Origin of the sequence: Salmonella sp. NW645, from assembly GCF_051703725.1 — a bacterium.
Taxonomy (GTDB): Bacteria; Pseudomonadota; Gammaproteobacteria; order Enterobacterales; family Enterobacteriaceae; genus Salmonella; species Salmonella enterica.
Window position 1 is genome coordinate 15135 of sequence record NZ_JAMMKR010000004.1, and the last position, 16683, is coordinate 31817.

At 52.5% G+C, this 16683-nt stretch carries 12 protein-coding genes; 7 read left to right on the forward strand and 5 right to left on the reverse strand.

What is annotated here, in order from left to right; all coding sequences use genetic code 11:
- Nucleotides 1-48 precede the first annotated feature (48 nt).
- Nucleotides 49-1437, reverse strand: coding sequence for a Re/Si-specific NAD(P)(+) transhydrogenase subunit beta (gene pntB, locus NA389_RS09570; RefSeq protein ID WP_000014056.1), 1389 nt, complete (start codon nucleotides 1435-1437; stop codon nucleotides 49-51).
- A 10-nt stretch (nucleotides 1438-1447) separates the two neighbouring features.
- Nucleotides 1448-2977 carry a Re/Si-specific NAD(P)(+) transhydrogenase subunit alpha gene (pntA, locus tag NA389_RS09575; protein ID WP_079917118.1) on the reverse strand — a complete coding sequence of 510 codons (1530 nt, stop codon included), beginning with the start codon at nucleotides 2975-2977 and terminating at the stop codon, nucleotides 1448-1450.
- Nucleotides 2978-3503: 526 nt separating this feature from the next.
- On the opposite strand from pntA, the gene ydgH reads away from it, so the two are divergent.
- Nucleotides 3504-4448: a DUF1471 family protein YdgH gene (gene ydgH, locus NA389_RS09580; protein WP_000769292.1), complete on the forward strand. Its 945-nt coding sequence runs from the start codon at nucleotides 3504-3506 to the stop codon at nucleotides 4446-4448.
- A gap of 298 nt (nucleotides 4449-4746) precedes the next feature.
- The gene (locus NA389_RS09585; RefSeq protein ID WP_000412353.1) at nucleotides 4747-6129 is read left to right on the forward strand and encodes an amino acid permease; all 1383 of its coding nucleotides are present in this window, start codon (nucleotides 4747-4749) and stop codon (nucleotides 6127-6129) included.
- A 61-nt stretch (nucleotides 6130-6190) separates the two neighbouring features.
- Here NA389_RS09585 and NA389_RS09590 read toward each other — a convergent pair whose 3' ends face one another.
- Complete coding sequence (locus NA389_RS09590) at nucleotides 6191-6526, reverse strand: GlpM family protein (RefSeq protein ID WP_000524877.1); 336 nt, start codon at nucleotides 6524-6526, stop codon at nucleotides 6191-6193.
- A 126-nt stretch (nucleotides 6527-6652) separates the two neighbouring features.
- On the opposite strand from NA389_RS09590, the gene rstA reads away from it, so the two are divergent.
- From rstA to tus, 5 genes are all read left to right on the forward strand, one after another.
- A complete protein-coding gene (gene rstA / locus NA389_RS09595; protein WP_001080047.1) occupies nucleotides 6653-7384 on the forward strand; it encodes a two-component system response regulator RstA in 732 nt (243 codons plus the stop codon).
- A 478-nt stretch (nucleotides 7385-7862) separates the two neighbouring features.
- A complete protein-coding gene (gene ompS2, locus NA389_RS09600; protein ID WP_000824303.1) occupies nucleotides 7863-9014 on the forward strand; it encodes a porin OmpS2 in 1152 nt (383 codons plus the stop codon).
- A gap of 152 nt (nucleotides 9015-9166) precedes the next feature.
- The gene (locus NA389_RS09605; RefSeq protein ID WP_000928632.1) at nucleotides 9167-10867 is read left to right on the forward strand and encodes an amidohydrolase; all 1701 of its coding nucleotides are present in this window, start codon (nucleotides 9167-9169) and stop codon (nucleotides 10865-10867) included.
- A 111-nt stretch (nucleotides 10868-10978) separates the two neighbouring features.
- Entirely contained in the window at nucleotides 10979-12280 is a 1302-nt protein-coding gene (rstB, locus tag NA389_RS09610) for a two-component system sensor histidine kinase RstB (protein WP_001527854.1), read from the forward strand.
- Between the two features lie 75 nt (nucleotides 12281-12355).
- Entirely contained in the window at nucleotides 12356-13285 is a 930-nt protein-coding gene (gene tus / locus NA389_RS09615) for a DNA replication terminus site-binding protein (protein WP_000092502.1), read from the forward strand.
- On the opposite strand, the gene fumC is transcribed toward tus, so the two are convergent.
- The gene (gene fumC / locus NA389_RS09620) at nucleotides 13282-14685 is read right to left on the reverse strand and encodes a class II fumarate hydratase (RefSeq protein ID WP_061377756.1); all 1404 of its coding nucleotides are present in this window, start codon (nucleotides 14683-14685) and stop codon (nucleotides 13282-13284) included. The genes tus and fumC overlap by 4 nt on opposite strands.
- A gap of 167 nt (nucleotides 14686-14852) precedes the next feature.
- Entirely contained in the window at nucleotides 14853-16499 is a 1647-nt protein-coding gene (gene fumB, locus NA389_RS09625) for a class I fumarate hydratase (RefSeq protein ID WP_000066595.1), read from the reverse strand.
- Between the last annotated feature and the right edge of the window lie 184 nt (nucleotides 16500-16683).

Consider the following 16683-nt stretch of genomic DNA (forward strand, 5'->3'; position numbering starts at 1 on the left):
GAAGTGTATAAAAACGGCCTCCGAAGAGGCCGCCGCACGTTTAAAAGATTAAAGCGCTTTCAGAATTGCATCCACGCTGGCTTTGGCATCGCCAAACAGCATTTGCGTATTCTCTTTAAAGAACAGCGGGTTCTGCACACCAGCATAACCAGTATTCATTGAACGCTTAAAGACCACGACATTCTGTGCTTTCCACACTTCGAGAACCGGCATACCGGCGATCGGGCTGCGGGGATCGTCTTGCGCCGCCGGGTTCACCGTATCGTTCGCGCCAATCACCAGCACGGTATCGGTATCGGCGAAATCATCATTGATTTCGTCCATTTCCAGCACGATGTCATAAGGCACTTTCGCCTCCGCCAACAGCACGTTCATATGCCCCGGCAAGCGCCCCGCCACCGGATGAATGCCGAAACGCACGTTGATACCGCGCGCACGCAGTTTTTCGGTGATTTCCGCCACCGGATACTGCGCCTGCGCCACCGCCATCCCGTACCCCGGCGTAATAATGACGGAGTGGGAGTTTTTCAGCATCTCAGCGGTCTCTTCCGCCGTGATTTCGCGATGTTCGCCAGCTTCCTGATCGTCGCCTGTTGAGGAGCCGTCAGTACCGAACCCACCGGCAATAACGCTGATGAAAGAGCGGTTCATCGCTTTACACATAATGTAAGACAGGATCGCGCCTGACGAACCGACCAGCGCGCCGGTCACAATCAGCAAATCGTTGCTCAACATGAAGCCAGCCGCCGCGGCAGCCCAACCGGAATAGGAGTTCAGCATTGAAACAACCACCGGCATGTCCGCCCCGCCGATAGAGGCGACCAGATGCCAACCAAACGCCAGCGCGATAATGGTCATCAGCAGCAGCGCCAGAACCTGTAGACCCACGCTTTCGGTACGAACAAAAACCAGCAGCAACAGGAAAGAAACAACCAGCGCCGCCAGGTTCATTTTGTGACGGTTAGGCAACATCAACGGCTTAGAAGAAATTTTGCCGCGCAGTTTACCAAACGCTACGATCGATCCAGTGAAAGTGACTGCGCCAATAAAGATACCGAGGAAGACTTCGGTCAAATGGATATTCACCAGCACCGGCGCCAGACTGGCGTCATGGTACAGATAGCTGTTAAAGCCAACCAGTACCGCCGCCAGGCCCACGAAACTGTGCAGAATCGCGACCAGCTCCGGCATCTCGGTCATCTCAACTTTTTTCGCCATGCGGATGCCAATCGCGCCGCCAATAATCATGGCGACCAGAATCCATGCCACGTTGCCGGTATCCGGCCCGAAAATGGTCGCCAGCAACGCGATCGCCATCCCGGCAATACCGAAGTTATTCCCCTGGCGGGACGTTTCATGCTTTGAAAGCCCGGCAAGACTGAAAATAAACAGGATCGCGGCAACAATGTATGCAGCTGTAACTAATCCTCCAGACATGTGTTACCCCTTAGTTTTTCCGGAACATTTTCAGCATACGCTGAGTCACGGTGAAGCCACCGAAAATATTAATGCTGGCGATAAGCACCGCGATAAAGCTCAGGAAGCTGACCCAGCCGCCCTGACCAATTTGCAATAATGCCCCGACAACAATAATCCCTGAAATTGCGTTGGTCACCGACATTAATGGCGTATGAAGCGCATGAGACACGTTCCACACCACGTAATAACCAACCACGCAGGCGAGCGCAAACACGGTAAAATGGCCGAGGAACTCTTTTGGCGCGACATCGGCCAGCCAGCCAAAAAGAATGATCGCCAGCGCCATTAACGCATACTTCCGCCAGGGTGAAGCGGGCTTTTCCGGCTCTTTTGGCGCAGGTGCTGCTTTAGGCGCGGCCTGTGGCTGCGCGGAAACCTGGATTGGCGGCGCAGGCCAGGTAATGTCGCCGTCGCGAATCACCGTCACGCCACGGATCACAACATCGTCAAAATCCACGTCAATATTGCCGTCTTTCTCTTTGCACAGCAGCTTCAGCAGGTTAACCAGATTGGTGCCATAAAGCTGGGATGACTGCGTCGGCAAACGCCCCGGTAAATCGGTGTAGCCAATCACTTTCACGCCATTGTCCGTCGTCACAACCTGATTGGCGACGGTATATTCGCAGTTACCGCCATTCTGCGCGGCCAGGTCGACAATCACGCTGCCGGCTTTCATAGAATCGACCATATCGCGGGTAATCAGCTTCGGCGCTGGTTTGCCCGGAATCAACGCGGTGGTAACAATGATGTCGACCTCTTTGGCCTGGGCGGCAAAGAGCGCCATTTCCGCTTTGATAAACGCCTCGGACATGACTTTGGCGTAACCATCGCCGTTACCGGCTTCCTCTTTAAAATCCAGTTCGAGGAACTCAGCCCCCATACTCTGAACCTGCTCTTTGACTTCAGGACGAGTGTCAAACGCGCGGACAATCGCCCCCAGGCTGTTTGCCGCGCCGATAGCCGCAAGACCAGCTACACCCGCGCCAATCACCATCACCTTCGCCGGCGGCACTTTCCCGGCGGCGGTGATTTGCCCGGTAAAGAAGCGCCCAAATTCATGCGCGGCCTCTACAATGGCGCGATAACCCGCGATATTCGCCATTGAGCTTAACGCGTCGAGCGACTGCGCGCGGGAAATACGCGGCACGGAGTCCATCGCCATCACCGTGACCTTACGTTCGGCAAGTTTCTCCATTAACCCAGGATTTTGCGCAGGCCATATAAAACTGACCAGCGTAGTCCCGGGGTTCAGTAAAGCGATTTCCTCTTCTTCAGGCGCATTAACCTTGAGAATAATTTCCGACTGCCAGATAGCATTGCCGTCTACAATATCCGCGCCAGCCTGCGCAAACGCTTTGTCGTCAAAACTTGCCAGTTGACCCGCCCCGCTTTCGATAGCGACGCTAAACCCCAGCTTCAGTAGCTGCTCTACCGTTTTCGGCGTCGCAGCGACACGGGTTTCATTGGGTAACCGCTCTTTTGGTATGCCAATTCGCATAAATGTTCCCTTCCATCGGTATTTTTGATGATGGTTTGTCAGTAAGCGCGAGAAGCGTACGCCTGCCCGCGTTTGAGGTAAATGTTACCCCTGCAGAATAAAACCGTTACAAACTCTCTATAACCTACTGAAAATAACGCCTGTGATCTAGCGCCAAAAAACAGAATTTTTTATCAAATTTGCAAAACATGAACGATTCAGCCGCTAAGCAGCCATAATGCCTTGAAAATGGCCTGCGAGGGCTGATAATTCGCTCAAATTTGACAGTAAAACATCATTAAACCTCTGTCGATATCAAGAAATTAACATTAAATTAACTTATTAAATTCATGCGCTTCATTAGCTTAGCCGCCCGGACGCCGTTTTTTTCGACATATCGGTAAATGTTATCATCAAAGATAGGATACATGACACGATGCGTGAAAAATCCCGCAGACATCCATATGGTTTAAATGCAATAATCAGCCACGTTTCTAGTCAATAACAATACCAGTACCTGGTTTGCGCAAGGCGAAGGATTATTTTTATGAAGCTTAAGAACACTCTCCTGGCGTCGGCACTGCTTTCTGCGGCTGCTTTTTCTGTCCATGCAGCAACAGAACTGACGCCGGAGCAAGCGGCTGCACTAAAACCTTATGACCGCATCGTTATTACCGGTCGTTTTAATGCTATTGGCGATGCGGTCTCCGCCGTGTCCCGCCGCGCAGATAAAGAAGGCGCAGCCTCCTTCTATGTTGTCGACACCTCGGAGTTCGGCAACAGTGGTAACTGGCGTGTTGTGGCGGACGTGTATAAAGCCGACGCGCCGAAAGCCGACGCGCCCAAAAATCGTGTCATTAATGGCATCGTGGAATTACCGAAAGACCAGGCCGTACAATTAGAACCGTATGACACCGTCACCGTTCAGGGCTTCTACCGTAGCCAGCCGGAAGTTAACGATGCCATTACGAAAGCGGCGAAACAGAAAGACGCATACGCTTTCTATATTGTTCGTCAGGTGGATGCGAATCAGGGCGGAAACCAGCGCATCACTGCATTTATCTATAAACAAGATGCGAAAAAACGCATCGTCCAGAGCCCGGACGCTATTCCGGCAGACTCTGAAGCTGGCCGCGCCGCGTTGGCTCAGGGCGGCGAAGCTGCGAAGAAAGTCGAAATTCCAGGCGTCGCTACGTCAGCCTCGCCGAGCGCCGAAGTAGGCCGTTTCTTCGAAACGCAATCCACCAAAGGTGGGCGTTACACTGTCACACTTCCGGATGGCACTAAAGTTGAGGAGCTGAATAAAGCGACGGCTGCGATGATGGTGCCTTTCGACAGCGTTAAGTTCACCGGCAACTACGGCAATATGACAGAAATCTCCTACCAGGTCGCCAAACGCGCGGCGAAGAAAGGCGCTAAGTATTATCATATTACGCGTCAGTGGCAGGAGCGCGGCAATAACATCACCATCAGCGCCGACCTCTACAAATAAGGCGCGCGTCGCCATCAGGCTTTCTCGCCGGATGGCGGCATACCTAGCTTATCAGGCCTACACGATCGTTCAACGGCAGGCCTGATAAGCCACCATCAGGCACTTTCTCGCGGGATGCCAGTTCCGTCAAATATCGCGATGAATCTCACTTTTCGATTTTTTGGCGATAAATCTTATCCAGGCCGTTGCATGCGGTCCCTTCTCTCCGTAAAATCCCGCGCCTTAGTGGCTTTCACCATTTTTATGCGTTTTGCCATAATAATTATTCTTCCAATTTCATTTTTATAGCTGGATACCAATGGAAAAAAAACTGGGACTGAGCGCGCTGACCGCGCTGGTTTTAAGCTCAATGCTTGGCGCAGGTGTTTTCAGTCTGCCCCAGAATATGGCCGCCGTTGCCAGTCCGGCTGCGTTGTTAATTGGCTGGGCCATTACCGGCGTGGGGATACTCTTACTGGCATTCGCCATGTTAATCCTCACGCGCATTCGCTCCGAGCTTGACGGCGGTATCTTTACTTACGCCCGCGAAGGCTTCGGCGAACTGATTGGCTTTTGTTCTGCCTGGGGCTATTGGCTGTGCGCGGTCATCGCCAACGTATCCTATTTGGTTATCGTCTTTTCAGCGCTGAGTTTCTTTACCGATACGCCTGCCCTGCGTCTGTTTGGCGACGGTAATACCTGGCAGGCTATTGTCGGCGCTTCAGTCCTGCTCTGGATTGTCCATTTCCTCATCCTGCGCGGCGTACAAACGGCAGCCAGCATCAATCTGGTTGCGACTCTGGCGAAACTGTTGCCGCTCGGCGCGTTTATTGTGCTGGCTATCATGATGTTCAAACTGGATACCTTCACACTGGACTTCACCGGTGTTGAACTCGGTATTCCCGTATGGGAACAGGTCAAGAACACCATGCTTATTACGCTGTGGGTGTTTATTGGCGTTGAAGGCGCCGTCGTCGTCTCGGCCCGAGCGAAAAATAAACGCGATGTAGGCCGCGCCACGCTACTGGCGGTACTCGCAGCGCTGGGAATATATCTCCTGGTCACTCTGCTTTCTCTTGGCGTTCTTGCGCGTCCGGAACTGGCGGAGATGCGCAACCCGTCGATGGCCGGACTGATGGTAAAAATGATGGGGCCGTGGGGAGAAATTATTATTGCGGCGGGACTGATTGTGTCTGTCTGCGGGGCTTATCTAAGCTGGACTATCATGGCGGCGGAGGTGCCGTTTCTGGCGGCAGCCTATAAATCCTTCCCGGGCATCTTCGCGCGACAAAATGCGCAAGGCGCGCCTTCTGCGTCGTTATGGCTCACCAATATCTGTGTGCAAATCTGTCTGGTACTGATCTGGCTTACCGGTTCAGACTACAACACGCTATTGACGATTGCGTCAGAAATGATTCTGGTGCCCTACTTTCTGGTCGGCGCATTTCTGCTGAAGATTGCAACGCGTCCCCTCCATCGGGCGGTCGGTATCGGAGCCTGTATTTATGGCTTATGGTTATTATATGCGTCGGGTCCCATGCACCTGCTGCTGTCCGTCGTACTGTACGCGCCTGGATTACTGGTTTTCCTGTATGCGCGTCGGACGCACAAGCATGACAATGTATTAAATCGTCAGGAAGTCGTGCTGATTGGTTTATTGCTGGTCGCAGCGGTTCCGGCTACGTGGATGCTGGTGGGTTAACAACCTCCCCATCGTAATATCCGTCTGTATTACGATGGGGAAACCACGGTCTTTGCCAATATTAATGCCATTTAATCCAGCAAAAAATCAGCAGCCACGCGCTTAGCCCCCAGCAGACCACCGCACCGCCAAGCGCGACGGGCAGGCGCATCACGCCGCTGAAATACCATAGCGTTGCAAGATAAATGAAATAAGGAATGATCGACCACATGCTAAAGACGATGGTGGTACGCATCGCGTCGATGCCCCGCTCGCTGGCCACGATATAGTGCGCGATAAGCGCAAACGTTGGAAACAGAGGAATTAATCCGGCGATATAATAATTTTTCGTTTTTGACAGAAGACCAATCAATACGACGACCAGCGCCCCCAGGGCAGCTTTAATCACGAGTCCCATTACCTTGCCTTAACATGCTAATAACAACAGCGTGTAGCATAACGGAACCGCTCTCGTTTAGAAAAGATTTATGGAAGGGAAAACAGAGGCGGTGTATGTTGGCGTTTTCTATTCTCCATTTATAATATGAACCGCATTGTATTTGTTGAAGACGACGCTGAAGTGGGTTCTCTCATTGCCGCTTATCTGGCGAAACATGATATTGATGTCATTGTTGAGCCGCGTGGTGACCGGGCGGAGGATCTTATCCTCACCACTCAGCCCGATCTGGTTTTACTGGATATTATGCTTCCAGGTAAAGATGGCATGACGATATGCCGCGATTTACGCCACCGCTGGCAAGGCCCGATTGTCCTGCTCACCTCGCTGGACAGTGATATGAATCATATTCTGGCGCTGGAGATGGGTGCCTGCGACTACATCCTCAAAACCACGCCTCCGGCCGTTTTGCTGGCGCGTCTGCGCTTACACCTGCGGCAAAGCGAACAAACGCAACAGGCAAAAAGCCTTCAGGAGAGCGCGCTTACGCCGCATAAAGCGCTGCGTTTTGGCGCGTTAACCATCGATCCCCTAAACCGGGCGGTCCAGCTCAACGGCGATTTCATATCGCTCTCCACCGCCGATTTTGAATTGCTCTGGGAACTGGCGACACACGCCGGAAAAATTATGGATCGCGACGCGTTGCTAAAAACGCTGCGCGGCGTCAATTATGATGGTCTGGATCGCAGCGTGGATGTGGCGATTTCCCGCCTGCGTAAGAAACTGCTGGATAGCGCTGCTGAGCCCTATCGTATAAAGACCATTCGCAATAAAGGCTATCTTTTTGCCCCTCATGCCTGGGACGAAACGACGGGATAAGTTAGCCGACAGATTTTACCTGCCTTTATCAAGTCATAGTGGCGATGCTCATCACCGCCACTGTTCAAAAAACAGACATTGTATACATGGATGCTATTTTTATTAGTCAGAACAGCCCCTTTATTACCGTTTTCTCTGCGTTGCGGTTCTTCATTACGTCTTTTTCGTCCAAGAAAATTAAATTAAAAAAACTCGAAGCCAGTTCACAAAATTGATAACAGAATGTCTGCCCGGCGCTATATTGCCGTCTTTTTTCGCAAATTGTGAAACCAAACAAATCATAATCATGAATATATAATAACAAATATATTCACCATAAATATGTGCGTTTCCGATAGTAACTTTTGTATTAATTAATAACATATAAGAAAAGTTAGCATTTGCTGAAATAATATTATTCAGATTAGGATGCCTTTGATTCAACGAATCTGTAGAAGTTCAATCTTTTGCAAATAAGTTAAGTTTTTAAGGATAAAAAATGAAAAGAAAAGTATTGGCACTTGTCATCCCGGCTCTGCTGGCTGCTGGCGCAGCACACGCCGCTGAAATTTATAACAAAGACGGCAACAAACTGGACCTTTACGGGAAAGTAGACGGCCTGCACTATTTCTCTGATGACTCTTCTAAAGATGGCGATCAGACCTATATGCGTTTCGGCTTTAAAGGCGAAACACAGATTAACGACCAACTGACCGGTTACGGCCAGTGGGAATATAACGTTCAGGCTAACACTACCGAAGGCGAAGGCGCTAATTCCTGGACTCGTCTGGCATTCGCCGGCCTGAAATTCGGCGACTACGGCTCATTCGACTATGGTCGTAACTACGGCGTCCTGTACGACGTGGAAGGCTGGACCGATATGCTGCCTGAGTTCGGCGGCGACTCCTATACTTACGCTGACAACTACATGACCGGTCGTGCTAACGGCGTGGCCACCTACCGTAACACTGATTTCTTCGGTCTGGTAGACGGTCTGAACTTCGCGTTGCAATATCAGGGTAAAAATGAAAGCCAAAGCGCTGACGATGTAAATATCGGTACCAATAACCGTAATAATGGCGACGATATTCGTTACGATAACGGTGATGGCTTCGGTATTTCTACTACCTATGATATTGGCATGGGCTTCAGCGCAGGCGCTGCGTATACCACTTCCGATCGTACTAATGAGCAAGTCAATGCTGGCGGCACGATTGCTGGCGGCGACAAAGCGGATGCATGGACAGCTGGTTTGAAATATGATGCCAACAACATCTATTTAGCGACTATGTATTCTGAAACCCGTAATATGACGCCTTATGGTAAAACGGACACGGGTTATGCTGGCGGCGTAGCAAACAAAACGCAAAACTTCGAAGTTACAGCCCAATATCAATTTGATTTCGGTCTGCGCCCGGCGGTTTCTTTCCTGATGTCTAAAGGTAAAGATCTGACCTATAACAACGTTAATGGCGATGATAAAGACCTGGTTAAATATGCTGATGTAGGTGCTACCTACTATTTCAACAAAAACTTCTCCACCTATGTTGATTATAAAATCAACCTGCTGGATGATGACGACCAGTTCTATAAAGATGCCGGTATCAGCACTGATGATATCGTCGCGCTGGGTATGGTTTACCAGTTCTAATTATTCATTAATTCTTCCCAAGCCCGCCGTTTCGGCGGGCTTTTCTTTTTCTATCACCACCGTTCTAAAAACAGAACGCACTGTTCCCTGGGCACAGATTGAACAATTCTTGTTCGCTCTCTATGGTTTGCTTATCGCCCGACAAAAGGAACATGCTAATGATCATCCCGCCTCTGCTTTCCAGAACCGCGCTTCTCTTTCTGCTCATGGCCACAGGCGCAGCCACCGCCGCCCGCCCGGCAGCGGATATTATTTTGCATAACGGTAATATCATCACTCTGAATGATGCCCAGCCGCAGGCCAGCGCGCTGGCGATTTCCGGCTCGCGGATTGTGGCGATTGGCGATGATACGGCGACAAATGAATGGCGCGGCGACCATACCCGTACCATCGATTTACAGGGTAAAACCGTGATACCCGGCCTGACCGATACCCATATCCACGCCATTCGCGGCGGACAAACCTGGACATTCGAAACCTACTGGTACGACAGCCCTTCGCTTAAAGACGCGCTGGATAAATTACGCGCCGACGCTAACCGTCGTCCCCACGATCAATGGGTAGCCGTAGTGGGATCGTGGATACCGGCGCAATTTGCAGAAAACCGGGCGCCGACGGTAGCCGAATTGAGCCACGCCCTTCCCGATCATCCGGCTTATATTCAGTATCTGTACGACTATGCGTTAGTGAATCAGCGCGGTATAGACGTACTTGGCCTTAACGACACCCCTCCTCCTGATTTAGCGGGAATCCGCGTAGAGCGCGACGCAAAAGGTAGCGCCACGGGGAAATTATTTGCTGACATCGCCGCGTTCAATCAGCTTTTTGCCAGCATAAGTAGTAACGCCGATCGTGAGGGTGGTCTGCGGCAATTTTTCGCTGATATGAACGCTCGCGGCGTGACCGGCATCATTGACCCCTCTGCCGGGCCTGCCGCCGCTTATGAGCCTTTATTTGCAATGCGAAACCAGGGGGATTTACCGCTGCGCGTGGGGTATCGCATTCCGGTACAGCCAGAAGCGAAAGGTCATGAAGCGCAGTGGTTCAGCAACCTGATGGCCTTTCGCCCGGCGCGTGCCGATGACGGGCAACTGGCTTTTCTTGGCCTGGGGGAAAGCCTGGTGGCCGGAATGAATGACGGCGTGCGGATGGCCCCAGGATTTTCTTCCTCAGAGCAGGACAAAACCGCGCTTCGCCAGGTCGCGACGTTTGCGGCAAAACGGGGAATACCGCTTGAGATCCACGCCTATACCGATGACAGCGCCGACGCGATATTGACGATTTTTGAGCAGGTAGCGCAGCAGTACGATCTGCGCCCTCTCCGCTGGTCTATTGCGCACCTGAATACCGGTTCGCCACAGACGCTTGAGCGAATGCGTAAGCTGGGTCTGGCATACACTGTGCAAATGGGGCCTTACTTTGAGGGGCTTGCCATCCGTGACGCCAATCCACCCGGCGCGACGGACAATTCGCCGCCGGTTCGACTGGCGCTGGATAAAGGGCTTGTCGTAGCTGGCGGCACCGATTCGACGCGTATTGGCATTGCCGGTGTCTGGCACGCTATCGAATATCATATCACCGGTATAGCGTCAGGCGGTTCCGTGCGTAAACCCGCCAGCGAGCGGCTCACGCGTCTGGAAGCGCTAGCGTTATATACACGTCATGCCGCCTGGCTCGCCTTTGCCGAACAACACCGGGGCCAGCTTAGCGTCGGAAAACAGGCCGATCTGGCGGTACTCAATCAGCCATTTATGACGATGCCGGAAGACAGAATTGATACCATTCGCGCTGTTTTGACGCTTGTCGATGGACGCATTGTTCACGAAAGTCCGGACCTTAACGCCGGACAATGAGGTTGTCAGTTGACGCAAAGCCTGCTTTTATAACCCACCAGCGGCGCTGACGGGAAATCTTTTCCGCCAGCGCCGCGATAGAGTTAATGTATTGATATCCGGTGGGCGTTGATGAAAAAGCTGTTTGTGCAGTTTTACCTTTTGCTGTTCGTCTGTTTTCTGGTCATGACCTTATTGGTCGGACTGGTGTACAAATTCACTGCCGAACGCGCGGGCAGGCAATCGCTCGACGATCTGATGAAAAGTTCGCTCTATCTGATGCGCAGCGAACTGCGGGAAATTCCGCCGCGTGAATGGGGGAAAACGTTAAAAGAGATGGACCTGAACCTCTCTTTCGATTTACGCGTTGAACCGTTAAATCACTATAAGCTTGATGCCACCACCACGCAGCGACTGCGTGAAGGCGATATCGTCGCGCTTGACGATCAATACACCTTTATTCAGCGTATCCCGCGCAGCCATTACGTCCTGGCGGTTGGCCCGGTTCCCTATCTCTATTTCCTGCATCAAATGCGACTGCTGGATATCGCTTTAATGGCGCTCATTGCCTTTTCTCTCGCCTTTCCTGTGTTTATCTGGATGCGCCCGCACTGGCAAGAAATGCTCAGGCTCGAATCCGCCGCGCAGCGCTTTGGCGAGGGTCACTTGACTGAACGCCTGCACTTCGATAATGGCTCCAGTTTCGAACGTCTGGGTGTCGCGTTCAACCAGATGGCGGATAACATTAATGCTCTGATCGCCAGTAAAAAACAGCTGATTGACGGTATCGCCCACGAGCTTCGCACGCCGCTGGTACGTTTACGCTATCGGCTTGAAATGAGTGAAAATCTGACACCGCCGGAATCACAGGCGCTCAATCGCGATATTGGTCAACTGGAAGCGCTGATTGAAGAACTGCTCACCTATGCGCGCCTTGACCGACCACAAAATGAACTGATGTTGACCGAACCCGACCTCCCCGCCTGGTTGCTAGCGCATTTGCAGGATGTGCAGAGCGTGAACCCGGAACGTGCCGTAAACCTTCTCACATCTGTAATTGGCGATTATGGCGCGCTTGATATGCGGTTAATGTCGCGAGTGCTGGATAACCTGCTGAATAATGCGTTGCGCTACAGTCGTACCACCGTTCAGGTCAGTCTGTTACTCGACGGCAGTCAGGCAACGTTGATAGTCGAAGATGATGGCCCCGGCATTGAAGCGGATGCGCGAGAGCACGTATTTGAACCTTTTGTCAGACTCGACCCCAGTAGAGACCGGGCGACAGGCGGCTGCGGGCTTGGACTCGCCATCGTACACTCTATCGCCCTGGCGATGGGCGGTAGCGTCGTCTGTGACGAGAGCGAACTGGGCGGCGCAAAATTTAGCTTTCACTGGCCGGTCTGGCACGCGATGCCCGACATGACCGCTGCCTGACGTATTTTGCACGCTGGTTGAGCGGCGGGAACTGTGCTATACAGATAGTATGTTGTAACTAAAGTGAGTGATACCATGTCCCGCTACGATCTCGTTGAACGCCTGAATGGCACTTTTCGCCAGATAGAACAACACCTGGCGGTGCTGACGGATAATCTACAGCAGCATTCGCTACTTATCGCCCGTGTCTTTTCACTGCCGCAGGTGACCAAAGAGGCGGAACATGCGCCGCTGGATACTATCGAGGTAACGCAACATCTGGGGAAAGAGGCCGAAGCGCTGGCGCTACGTCACTATCGCCATTTGTTTATTCAACAGCAGTCCGAAAACCGCAGCAGTAAAGCCGCCGTCCGCCTGCCTGGCGTCTTATGCTATCAAGTGGATAATGCGACACAGTTAGATCTGGAAAATCAGATACAGCGCATTAACCAGTTGAAAACCACCTTCGAGCAGATGGTTACGGTAGAGTCCGGTCTTCCCTCAGCGGCACGTTTTGAGTGGGTGCATCGGCATCTACCCGGCTTAATTACGCTGAACGCTTACCGCACGCTGACGCTTATCAATAACCCCGCCACCATACGTTTCGGCTGGGCAAATAAACATATTATTAAAAATTTAAGCCGGGATGAGGTTCTGAGCCAGTTGAAAAAAAGCCTCGCGTCGCCGCGCAGCGTCCCGCCGTGGACGCGCGAACAATGGCAATTCAAGCTGGAACGGGAATATCAGGATATCGCTGCCTTACCGCAGCAGGCCCGACTCAAGATTAAGCGTCCGGTTAAAGTACAGCCGATCGCTCGCATCTGGTATAAAGGCCAGCAGAAACAGGTGCAACACGCCTGCCCCACGCCGATTATCGCATTAATTAACACGGACAACGGCGCTGGCGTGCCAGATATTGGCGGGCTGGAAAACTATGACGCCGATAATATTCAGCACCGTTTTAAACCACAGGCGCAACCGCTGCGACTGATTATTCCGCGACTGCACCTGTATGTGGCGGATTAACGTCCCGGCGTCATACTGCCAACCATCAATTCCGGACGTACCCAGGCGTCGAACTCCTCGTCGCTAAGGTATCCTAATGCCACGGCTGAGGCTTTGAGCGTCAGCCCTTCTTTATGCGCCTTCTTCGCAATCTCCGCCGCTTTATCGTAACCGATGTGCGTATTCAGCGCAGTGACCAGCATCAGCGACTCATTCAGCAACTGCGTAATACGCTCGCGGTTTGGCTCGATTCCTGACGCACAGTGTTGATTGAAGCTCGCCATGCCATCGGCCAGCAGGCGCACCGTTTGCAGAAAATTATGGATAACCATCGGACGATAGACGTTGAGCTCAAAGTTGCCCGATGCGCCCCCCATATTGATGGCCACATCGTTACCCATCACCTGGCAACATAGCATCGTTACCGCTTCACACTGGGTCGGATTCACTTTACCAGGCATAATGGAACTGCCTGGCTCATTCTCCGGGATAGCAATCTCGCCAATGCCGCAGCGCGGGCCGGACGCCAGCCAGCGAACATCGTTGGCGATTTTCATCAGCGAGGCCGCCAGTCCTTTTAATACGCCATGCGCCTGTACCAACGCGTCACAGGTCGCCAGCGCTTCGAATTTATTCGGGGCGGTAATAAACGGCGCTGCGGTAATCGTCGCCAGTTCCTCGGCCACGCGCCGGGCATATTCCGGGTGGGTATTAAGCCCTGTCCCTACTGCGGTTCCGCCGAGCGCCAGTTCCGCGACGTGCGGTAAACTGTGCTCAATGTGTCTGAGGTTATGTTCCAGCATGGCTACCCAACCGGAAATCTCCTGGCCTAAGGTGAGCGGCGTCGCGTCCTGCAGGTGAGTACGGCCAATTTTGACAATATCGGCGAAAGCGTGGGATTTATCGCGAAGCGTATCCGTTAATGCGGATAATTGCGGGATAAGGTGTTCGCGCAACGCCAGTAACGCCGCCACGTGCATGGCGGTTGGGAACACATCGTTTGAGCTTTGACTCTTATTGACGTCATCATTGGGATGCACCTTGCGTTCCATACCGCGAACGCCGCCTAAAATTTCACTGGCGCGGTTCGCTAACACCTCATTCATATTCATGTTGCTTTGCGTACCGGACCCGGTCTGCCAAATCGCCAGCGGAAACTCATCAGCATGTTTTCCCGCCAGCACTTCATCAGCCGCCTGGATAATCGCGCTGGCTTTTTCCGCCGCCAACAACCCTAAGTCCTGGTTGACCTTCGCAGCGGCGCGCTTGGTCAACGCCAGAGCGTGAATGAGCGAGACGGGCATTTTCTCCGTGGAAATCCGAAAATGCTCCAGCGAACGTTGAGTCTGTGCCCCCCACAGTTTATCTGCCGGGACTTCAATCGCGCCCATTGAATCTTTCTCGCGGCGTACCGTTACCATTACCTGCTCCTTACTCAAGTTGATGAGATCATGTGTCGACATTGCTCACATGTTTGCGGTCTTATGAGTATTAACGATAACAACACAACGGTGTAGACCGGATAAGGCGCTTGCGCCGTTCTCCGGCAAAATAGCGAATCATGTTACCGCCCCGCAGGGCGGCGACATTACTTAACGCAGCGCGCGCACTGCGATGACTGAATCTGCTGGAAGAAATCGTTGCCTTTATCATCCACCAGAATAAAGGCCGGAAAATCTTCCACTTCAATTTTCCAGATAGCCTCCATACCCAGTTCAGGATATTCCACGCACTCCAGGCGCTTGATACTGCCCTGCGCCAGAACGGCTGCCGGGCCGCCGATACTGCCCAGGTAGAAGCCGCCATGTTTCTTACAGGCATCGGTCACCTGCTGGCTGCGGTTGCCTTTCGCCAGCATGATCATACTGCCGCCCTGCGACTGGAGCTGATCAACATAAGAGTCCATCCGTCCTGCGGTAGTCGGCCCAAGCGACCCGGAGGCGTACCCTTCCGGCGTTTTTGCCGGCCCCGCATAATAGATAGGATGATCTTTGATGTACTGCGGCAAACCTTCGCCTCTGTCCATCCGTTCTTTCAGTTTAGCGTGCGCGATATCGCGGCCCACAATAATCGTGCCGTTCAGCGACAGGCGCGTTGATACCGGATACTGCGACAGTTGTTGCAGTATCTCGCTCATGGGACGGTTAAGATCAACGCGCACCGCCTCGCCCTCTCCCGCCTGGCGCAGCGCCTCGGGAATATATTTACCGGGATTGCGCTCCAGCTTCTCGATCCAGATCCCTTCCCGGTTGATCTTCGCTTTAATATTTCGATCCGCGGAGCAGGACACGCCCATACCTACCGGACACGATGCCCCGTGGCGCGGCAATCGGATGACACGAATATCGTGAGCGAAATATTTGCCGCCGAACTGCGCGCCCAAGCCAAGATTTTGCGCCTCAAGCAACAATTCTTTTTCCAGCTCAATATCGCGGAAGGCCTGCCCGTGTTCATTGCCTTCGGTCGGTAGCGCATCATAGTATTTTGCCGAGGCCAGCTTAACGGTCTTCAGGTTCGCTTCCGCCGAGGTGCCGCCAATGACAAACGCAATGTGATACGGCGGACAGGCGGCGGTGCCCAGCGTACGCATCTTATCAACGAGATAATTTTTGAGCTTACCCGGCGTCAGAAGCGCTTTTGTCTCCTGATAGAGGTAGGTTTTATTCGCCGATCCGCCGCCTTTAGCGATACAGAGGAATTTATATTCATCGCCATCGACGTTGTAGAGATCGATCTGCGCCGGCAGGTTAGTACCGGTATTGACCTCTTTGTACATATCCAGCGCCGCGTTTTGCGAATAGCGCAGGTTATCTTCGATATAGGTGTTATATACGCCGCGAGCCAGCGCCGCTTCATCACCTCCGCCAGTCCAGACGCGTTGGCCTTTTTTGCCGACAATAATGGCCGTACCGGTATCCTGGCAGGTGGGCAACACGCCCTTGGCCGCGATATCGGAGTTTCGCAGGAATTGCAGCGCGACATATTTGTCGTTTTCACTGGCCTGCGGATCGCGCAGAATATCCGCCACCTGCTGCTGATGCGCGGGACGTAGCATAAAAGACGCATCGTGGAAGGCCTGACGCGCCAACAGCGTTAGCGCTTCCGGCGCGACTTTCAGGATCTCTTGTCCTTCAAATTCGGCGACGGAAACATGTTCGCTGGTCAACAAGTAGTACTCGGTATCGTCCTTTTTGAGGGGAAAAGGGTCTTGATAAAAGAAGGGTTTGTTTGACATTGTGCTCTCACTTACCGCTCGGTATGGTTATTCTCTGGGCAGGTGTTCCATTGCCCGACTCAAAGCGAGTAACACTATCCTACACAATTTTTTAACAAAAACTGAGACAAGTACGACTTTTTACGCCCGGAGGTTACTTCATGCGGGTTTCTTGGTTTAATACCTCCCATTAATCTCCACATTG